Below are 7719 nucleotides of genomic sequence, written 5' to 3'. Positions count from 1 at the left end.
AGGCACAGGTCGATGTCCTCGACCTCCGGCACCACGCCCTCGTCGAGCATGAGCCTGATCTCGCTCGCGAGGCCGTCCTCGACGCGGCGCAGGATCTCCGCCTCCGACGCCGGCGACGTGCCGGTCTCGATGACCTTCTGAGCCTGCTTGGTCCAGCCCGTGACCTTGCCGCTCTTGTCCTTCTCGACCACGTCGCCGACCTCGGCGAGACGGTGCAGGTTCTCGGAGGCGAAGAAGCGGTCGGGGAAGTGCCGCACCATCGTGTCCTGGACGTGCGCCGCCACCTTCCAGCCGACGAGGTCGATCAGCTGGAACGGGGTCATCGGCAGGCCGAGCGGCGCGAACGCCTTCTCGACCGTGAGCAGCGGCGTGCCCTCGTCGACCGCGCGCGCGGCCTCGCCCATGACCTTCGCCAGCAGGCGGTTGACGACGAAGCCCGGTGCATCGGCCGTGAGCACGGCGTTCTTGCGCAGGTTCTTCGCCACCACGAAGGCGGTCGAGAGGGCCTCGTCACTCGACTGCGGCGTCTTCACGATCTCGATCAGCGGCATGACCGCCACCGGGTTGAAGAAGTGGAAGCCGACAAGGCGCTCGGGGTGCGCGAGCACCGAGCCGATCTCCTCGACCGAAAGCGACGACGTGTTGGTCGCGAGGATGGCATCGGGCGCGATGATCTGCTCGATCTCGCGGAACACCTGCTGCTTGACGCCGGTCTCCTCGAACACGGCCTCGATCACGAAGTCGCAGTCGGCGTACTCGCTCTTGTCCACCGTGCCGTGCACGAGGGCGCGCAGACGGTTCGCCGTGTCGGCGTCGATGCGGCCCTTCGCTTCGAGCGAGGCGATCTCGTCGCGGATGTACGACAGGCCCTTGTCGACGCGCGCCTGGTCGATGTCGGTGATGAGCACGGGCACCTGCAGGCGGCGCACGAACAGCAGCGCGAACTGGCTCGCCATCAGCCCCGCGCCGATCACGCCCACCTTCGTGACCTTCTTCGCCAGCGTCTTGTCCGGCGCGCCGACAGGGCGCTTGGCGCGCTTCTGCACGAGGTCGAAAGCGTACATGGACGCGACGAACTGGTCGCCCGAGATGAGCTCGGCCAGGGCCTCGTCCTCGCGCGCGAATCCCTCCTCGATCGTGCCGCTCTTCGCCTTGTCGATGAGCTCGAGCGCGAGATACGGCGATCGCGGGACCGTGCCGATGCGGCTCTCGAGCATGTTGCGCGCGACCTTGACCGCGATGGGCCACTTGGTCAGGCGCTCGATCTTGCCTGGCGCGTTCTTGCGCTCGACCTTGATCGTGCCCGCGAGCACCCCGTCCGCCCAGCGCAGCGAGTCCTCGAGGTAGCTCGTGGGGCTGAAGATCGCGTCGAACATTCCCAGCTCGTACGCCTGCTGCGGCTTGAGCGTGCGGTTCTGCTTGAGCGGGTTCGAGATGATCACCTCGAGCGCATTCTCGATGCCGATCAGATTGGGAAGCAGCGTCACGCCGCCCCACCCGGGCACCAGGCCCAGGAAGACCTCGGGCAGCGCGATGGCGGCGGCCGAGGAGTCGACCGTGCGGTAGGTCGAGTTCAGTGCGATCTCGACCGCACCGCCGAGGGCGAGGCCGTTCACGAACGAGAACGACGGCACGCCGAGGTCGGACAGCTTCCCGAGCACGTGATGGCCGAGCTGGGCGATCAGGCGCGCGATGTCCTTCGACGGCAGGTCGCTCACGTTCGACAGATCCGCGCCGGCCGCGAAGATGTACGGTTTGCCCGTCACCGCGACCGCGTCGATCTCGCCTGCCGCGGCGCGCTGCTTGAGCTCGTCGAGCCGCGCGCCGAGTTCCGTGAGGGTGCCAGGGCCGAGGGTGTTCGGTCGTGTGTGGTCCTTGCCGTTGTGCAGCGTGATCAGCGCGATCGTGCGGCCGCTGGCGAGGCGCACGTCGCTGACGAGCGAGCGGGTGATGACCTCGCCCTCCGTCAGGGCGAGCAGCGGGGAGAAGTCGATCTTCGTGTAGTCGGTCACAGCCAGGCTCACTTCTTCTTCTCGCCGGTGCGGACGCCGGCGGCCGCCTTCTTCGAATAGTGGGGGTTCTCCCAGATGACGCTGCCGCCCTGGCCGAGGCCGACGCACATCGCCGTCAGGCCGTAGCGCACCTCGGGGTGCTCGGCGAACTGCGCCGCGAGCTGGATCATCAGGCGCACGCCGGAGGCGGCGAGCGGGTGACCGACGGCGATCGCGCCGCCCCACGGGTTGACGCGCGGGTCGTCGTCCGCGATGCCGAAGTGGTCGAGGAGCGAGAGCACCTGGATCGCGAACGCCTCGTTCAGCTCGAACAGGCCGATGTCGTCGATCGTGAGTCCCGCCTTGGCGAGCGCCTTCTCGGTCGCGGGGATCGGGCCGATGCCCATGATCTCCGGCTCGACACCCGCGAACGCGAACGAGACGAGCTTCATCTTGGGCGTGAGGCCGAACTCCTTCACCGCGGCGCCGCTCGCCAGCAGGCTCACGGTGGCGCCGTCGGTCAGCGGCGACGACGTGCCGGCGGTCACGCGCCCGTGCGGCCGGAACGGCGTCTTCAGGCCCGCGAGACCCTCCATCGTGGTCTCGGGGCGGCGCCCCTCGTCCTCGCTCGCCAGGCCCCACTGGCCGTCCGAGCCGGCGACGGCGACGGGGACCAGGTCGGGCTGGATCTTGCCGGCCTCGTACGCGGCCTGCACCTTCTGCTGGCTCCGCATGCCGAAGCGGTCGGCGCGCTCCTTCGTGAGCGCGGGGAAGCGGTCGTGGATGCGCTCGGCCGTGACGCCCATGTTCAGCGCGCCCGGGTCGACGAGCTTCTCGGCGACGAAGCGCGGGTTCGGGTCTGCGTTCGCGCCGATCGGGTGCCGGCCCATGTGCTCGACACCGCCCGCGATCGCGACGTCGTACATGCCGACGCCGATCGAGGCCGCCATGGTCGTCACGCTCGTCAGCGCACCGGCGCACATCCGCTCCACCGCGAGTCCCGGCACGGTCATGGGAAGCCCGGCCAGGATCGCGGACGTGCGCCCCAGGGTGAGACCCTGGTCGCCCGTCTGCGAGGTCGCCGCGATCGCGACGTCGTCGATCCGGTCCTTCGGGATGTCGGTGTTGCGCTCGAGGAGACCCTTCATCGCCTTGACGACGAGGTCATCCGCTCGCGTGTTCCAGTACATGCCCTTCTCGCCCGCGCGCCCGAAGGGGGTGCGCACTCCGTCGACGAAATAGACATCAGCCAGCTCGGCCACTCTGCCTCCAGTCCTTGGGCACGCCGGCACTCGGCCGGGGCCGCCCCTGAGTAGGTTCGATTTCAGCCTAGGGAGGCCGGCATCGGGGCAAGAACCGGTTGGCCCGGATCGACTAAGCCGGTTCGTCGGCCTCGTCGGCGGTTTGCACTGCTCGCACAAATGCCGCGGCGATGATCTGTGCGGTCTGTGCAATCTGCCACTCGCGAGCGCCGAGGCGTCGCAGGGCGTCGCCGATGGCCGACGCGTCGGAAGGCACGGGAGGCTCCCACGCGACGCGCCGCAGGATCTCGGGAGTGAGCAGGTTCTCGGTCGGCATCGACAGCTCCGCGGCGCGCTCCTCGACGGCGGGGCGCGCCTGCTTCAGCCGGAGGTCGGCCTCGGGATTGCGATCCGACCAGGCCCGCGGCGGCGGCAGGGTGTCGCTCGGGACCCGCTCGACAGGCAGATCCCCGCTCTCGCGGCCCGCGACGATCGCGTTCCACCATCGATCCAGCTGCGAGCGGCTCGCTCGGCCGTTGAACGCCTTGAGGGCGGCGAGCTCGCTCTTGGATGCGGGGGCGGCGATGACGGCGGCGACCAGCGCGCGATCCGGCACGAGCCGGCCGGGGGAGATGTCCTGCTGCATCGCGTACTCCTCGCGGGCCAGCCAGAGCTGACGCGCCACGGCGAGGTTGCGACGGCCGCGCACGGTGTGCAGGCCGCTCAGGCGGCGCCACGGCTCGGCCCGCGGGGGCTTCGCCTCCCGCACCCTGGTGGCCTCGAACTCCTCCGCGGCGTACTCGGTCTTACCCGCCTCCGCGAGCGCATCGACGAGCGCGTCGCGCACGTCGACGAGGTGCTCGACGTCTAGCGCGGCGTACTCGAGCCAGGCCTGCGGCAGCGGACGGGTCGACCAGTCGGCGGCGGAGTGCTCCTTCTTGAGGACGATGCCGAGCGTGGCCTCGACCACGGCGGCGAGTCCCACGCGCTCCCAGCCGAGCAGACGCGCCGCGAGTTCCGTGTCGAAGATGCGCGGCGGCAGCAGGTCGAGCTCGCGCAGCGAGGGCAGATCCTGGCTCGCGGCGTGCAGGACCCACTCCTCGTCGCCGATCGCGGCCTGCAGGGGAGCGAGGTCCTCGAGCGCGGGCGGGTCGAACAGGAACACGCCGGAGCCGCGGCGGAACACCTGCACGAGGTAGGCGCGCTGCGAGTAGCGGAAGCCGGACGCGCGCTCCACGTCGACCGCGACGGGACCCGTGCCGGTCGCGAGGGCGTCGCACGCCGCGGCGAGCCCCTCGGCCGTGTCGATCACGTCGTACCGGGCGGCCTCAGCCATTCGGGAACCTCCGCTCTCCGAGGACCGCAATGCCCTCGGACCCCGGCGGGAGTCCCGCCAGCATGCATACGAGTTCAGCCCACGCCTCGAGGTGCGCGCCGAACGATCCGTCCGGCGACCACGACGCGCGCAGCTCGATCTGGGCGCCGTCGCCCTCTTCGGCGAGTGAGCCGAAACCCTTCGACAGGATCTTGGTGGCCGTGCCGGAGGCCGAGTGGTACTCGGCCTGTCGCGAGTCGAGGGCGTCGACGAGCCAGGACCACGTCACGTCCGCCAGCAGGGGATCCGTGCCGATCTCCGGTTCGAGCGGCGCCTGCGCGAACGCGACGATGCGCCACGCCCCGCCCCACGCGTCGGGCTCTGCCGGGTCGTGCAGCAGGATGAAGCGCCCCGTGCCGTACGGCGACTCGCCCTCGGTCGTGGGGCGCACATCGCCGGCCAGCGCGAGGCTGAACGGCGCCACGCCCTGGGGCGAGGGGATCTCACGCACGACGAAATCGCCGCGGAACGACGCGGCGCGCAGCTGATCCTCTGCGGCGGCGAACGCGTCGTCCGGGCCTCGTCCTGCACTCACGCTGTCAGATTAGAGTGGAGGGGTCATGAAGCACCTCAGGCGCGCCGCTTCCCCCGCCGCCGCACCCGCGTCCGCGGGCTCCGCGATCCTGTCGATGGTCGGTCTTGGCGTGCTGCTGACGGGCGTGGCCACCGCGCTGAGCATCCGGATCGCCGGCGTCGCGCGCCGCGTCGTGACGCCCGCGCCTCGTGTCGCGGATGTGGAGATCCTCGGCATCGATCGGGCGGCTCAGACCATCACGCTCACGCGCACGCCCGACACGATGCTGCCGGGGCGCTACGGCATCTTCACGAACGGGGCGGGGTACGTCAAGCTCGGAGCCGTGCTGGCGCAGGACGACACCAGCGTGACGCGAAAGCTGCTCAGCCACATCGACGCCGCCACGCGCGTCGGTCCGCACGGCTCGTTCAGCGGCTGGTACTTCGACGAACCCGCTCAGCTTCACCTTCCTCATCACGAGGAGCTCGTCGAGACCCCGGTCGGACTGGCGCCCGCGTGGGTGTTCTCGGCGGGGCGCGGCGACGTCTGGGCCGTGCTCATCCACGGCCGCGGCACCACGCGCGCCGAGACGTTGCGCGCTGTGCCCACGCTGCACGCGGCGGGGATCTCGTCGATCGTCGTCTCCTACCGCAACGACGGCGAGGCCCCGCGCAGCCGCAGCGGACTGTACGGCCTGGGGGCGACCGAGTGGCGGGATGTCGACGCCGCGATCGACTGGGCACGCGACCGGGGAGCCGAGCGCATCGTGCTCATGGGCTGGTCGATGGGTGGCGCGATCGCGCTGCAGACCGCCCTCCGCTCCGAGCATCGCGACCTGATCGAGGGGCTGATCCTCGAGTCGCCCGTCGTCGACTGGCGCATCGTCCTCGACTACCACGCGCGCGAGCTTGGCGTGCCCGCCTTCGCGGCCCGTGCCGCGATGGGGACGCTCGAATCGCCGTGGACGGCCCGGGCAGCGGGTGCCGGACGGGGCGTGCCCTTCGATGAGCTGGACATGGTGGCGCGCTCGGCCGAGCTGTCCGTGCCGATCCTGCTGCTGCACAGCGACGACGACGGCTTCGTGCCCTCCGACGCCTCGCACGCGCTGGCGGAGGCGCGTCCGGATCTCGTCACGATGGAGGTGTTCTCGGTCGCGCGCCACACAAAGCTGTGGAACTACGACGAGCGCCGCTGGACGACTGCGATCGGCGACTGGCTCCGCGAGCGCGGCTTCGCCCGCTGAGCGTCAGCGCGCGTCGAGGCGCGCCTGCACCTGCCGCTTGGCGCGCATGAGCATCCCGGTCATGCCGGCGATGCGCAGCGGAGAGACGGCGCGCGTCAGGCCCAGGGACTGCGGGTAGTCGGAGGGGATCGCCAGCACCTCGCTCGCGGGCAGTCCCGAGATGCCCTGCGCGAGGATGCTGGCGAAGCCCCGCGTGGTCGGAGCCTCGGCCGGTGCGACCGCGTGCATCGTGACGGTGTCGTCGTCTGCCACCTCGAGCACGATGAACACGGGCGACTGGCACTCGGCGACGCGCTCCGTGAGCTCCGGATGATCCGCGTACGAGGACGGCACTTCCGGCAGCTCCCGCGAGAACTCCAGCAGCAGCTGGAGGCGTTCGGGCTCATCGAGCTCGAGGAACTCGTCGCGGATCTCCGCGAGCGCGGCCGGGAGGGTGTCGGACGTCATGCCTCCATCCTCCCACCGCCGCCGCGGTCCGGGATCAGCGCGCCGGCACCTCGCCGGGCTCGGCGCCCGTCACGATGGGCACCCGCACGGATGAGCCCCACTCGGTCCAGGAGCCGTCGTAGTTGCGCACGTCCGGGTAGCCGAGCAGGTACTTGAGCACGAACCACGTGTGGCTGGACCGCTCGCCGATGCGGCAGTAGGCGACGATGCGGTCGGCGTCGCCGAGGCCCGCCTCATCGCGGTAGATCGCCTCGAGCTCGGCCCGGGGCCTGAAGCCGCCGTCCTCGCCGACCGCCTTCGCCCACGGCACGTTCTGCGCGCTCGGGATGTGGCCCGCGCGCAGCGCGCCCTCCTCGGGATAGGCGGGCGCAGAGGTGCGCTCCCCGGAGAACTCCTCGGGCGAGCGCACGTCAATCAGCGGATCGCCCAGGTGCGCGAGCACGTCCTCCTTGAACGCGCGCAGTGTGGCGTCGTCCCGCTCGACCACGGGGTACTCGGTCGCGGCGCGGCCGGCCGGCTCGGTCGTCACGGGGCGACCCTCCGCGATCCAGCGATCGCGTCCGCCGTCGATCAGCCGCACGTCCTCGTGCCCGAACAGCGAGAACACCCACAGTGCGTAGGCGGCCCACCAGTTGTTCTTGTCGCCGTAGATCACGACGGTGTCGTCGCGCGAGATGCCCTTGGCGCTCAGCAGCTTCGCGAAGCCCTCGCCGTCGACGTAGTCGCGCACGACCGGGTCGTTGAGCTCGGTGTGCCAGTCGATCTTGACAGCGCCCGGGATGTGACCGGTCTCGTAGAGCAGCACGTCCTCGTCGGACTCGACGATCACCAGGCCCGGGGTGCCGAGGTGCTCCTCCACCCACGCGGTCGAGACGAGCCGGCCCGGCTCGGCGTACTCGGCGAACTGG

At 70.7% G+C, this 7719-nt stretch carries 7 protein-coding genes; 1 reads left to right on the top strand and 6 read right to left on the bottom strand.

The features are described from left to right. The 4 genes from RIF89_RS08985 to RIF89_RS08970 all read right to left on the bottom strand — a co-directional run. The coding region (locus RIF89_RS08985) for a 3-hydroxyacyl-CoA dehydrogenase NAD-binding domain-containing protein (RefSeq protein ID WP_309068782.1) at positions 1–2012 on the bottom strand (2012 nt) is incomplete at its 3' end. Positions 2013–2020: 8 nt separating this feature from the next. Further along, complete coding sequence (locus tag RIF89_RS08980) at positions 2021–3253, bottom strand: thiolase family protein (RefSeq protein ID WP_309068781.1); 1233 nt, start codon at positions 3251–3253, stop codon at positions 2021–2023. Between the two features lie 112 nt (positions 3254–3365). Next, the gene (locus RIF89_RS08975) at positions 3366–4568 is read right to left on the bottom strand and encodes an HRDC domain-containing protein (RefSeq protein WP_309068780.1); all 1203 of its coding nucleotides are present in this window, start codon (positions 4566–4568) and stop codon (positions 3366–3368) included. After that, positions 4561–5142, bottom strand: a complete 582-nt coding sequence (locus RIF89_RS08970) for a DUF3000 domain-containing protein (protein WP_309068779.1) — start codon at positions 5140–5142, stop codon at positions 4561–4563. The genes RIF89_RS08975 and RIF89_RS08970 overlap by 8 nt, the downstream gene beginning before the upstream one ends. 25 nt (positions 5143–5167) lie before the next feature. Here RIF89_RS08970 and RIF89_RS08965 point away from each other — a divergent pair, with 25 nt between their 5' ends. Next, the gene (locus tag RIF89_RS08965; RefSeq protein WP_309068778.1) at positions 5168–6364 is read left to right on the top strand and encodes an alpha/beta fold hydrolase; all 1197 of its coding nucleotides are present in this window, start codon (positions 5168–5170) and stop codon (positions 6362–6364) included. A gap of 3 nt (positions 6365–6367) precedes the next feature. On the opposite strand, the gene RIF89_RS08960 is transcribed toward RIF89_RS08965, so the two are convergent. Both RIF89_RS08960 and RIF89_RS08955 read right to left on the bottom strand, forming a co-directional pair. After that, positions 6368–6811, bottom strand: a complete 444-nt coding sequence (locus RIF89_RS08960) for a SufE family protein (protein ID WP_309068777.1) — start codon at positions 6809–6811, stop codon at positions 6368–6370. 34 nt (positions 6812–6845) lie between these two features. Further along, positions 6846–7719: sulfurtransferase (locus RIF89_RS08955; RefSeq protein WP_309068776.1), on the bottom strand; the 874-nt coding region annotated here is incomplete at its 5' end.

Source organism: Microbacterium sp. (genome assembly GCF_031178525.1).
GTDB lineage: Bacteria > Actinomycetota > Actinomycetes > Actinomycetales > Microbacteriaceae > Microbacterium.
Note: the sequence above shows the minus strand (reverse complement) of the source record. Positions and strands in the feature narration are given on the sequence as shown.

What these genes read in the sequence shown, in the direction of transcription:
- RIF89_RS08975 (WP_309068780.1), bottom strand. Translation starts at nt 4,568, where the DNA reads ATGGCTGAGGCCGCCCGGTACGACGTGATCGACACGGCCGAGGGGCTC.
- RIF89_RS08965 (WP_309068778.1), top strand. Translation starts at nt 5,168, where the DNA reads ATGAAGCACCTCAGGCGCGCCGCTTCCCCCGCCGCCGCACCCGCGTCC.
- RIF89_RS08960 (WP_309068777.1), bottom strand. Translation starts at nt 6,811, where the DNA reads ATGACGTCCGACACCCTCCCGGCCGCGCTCGCGGAGATCCGCGACGAG.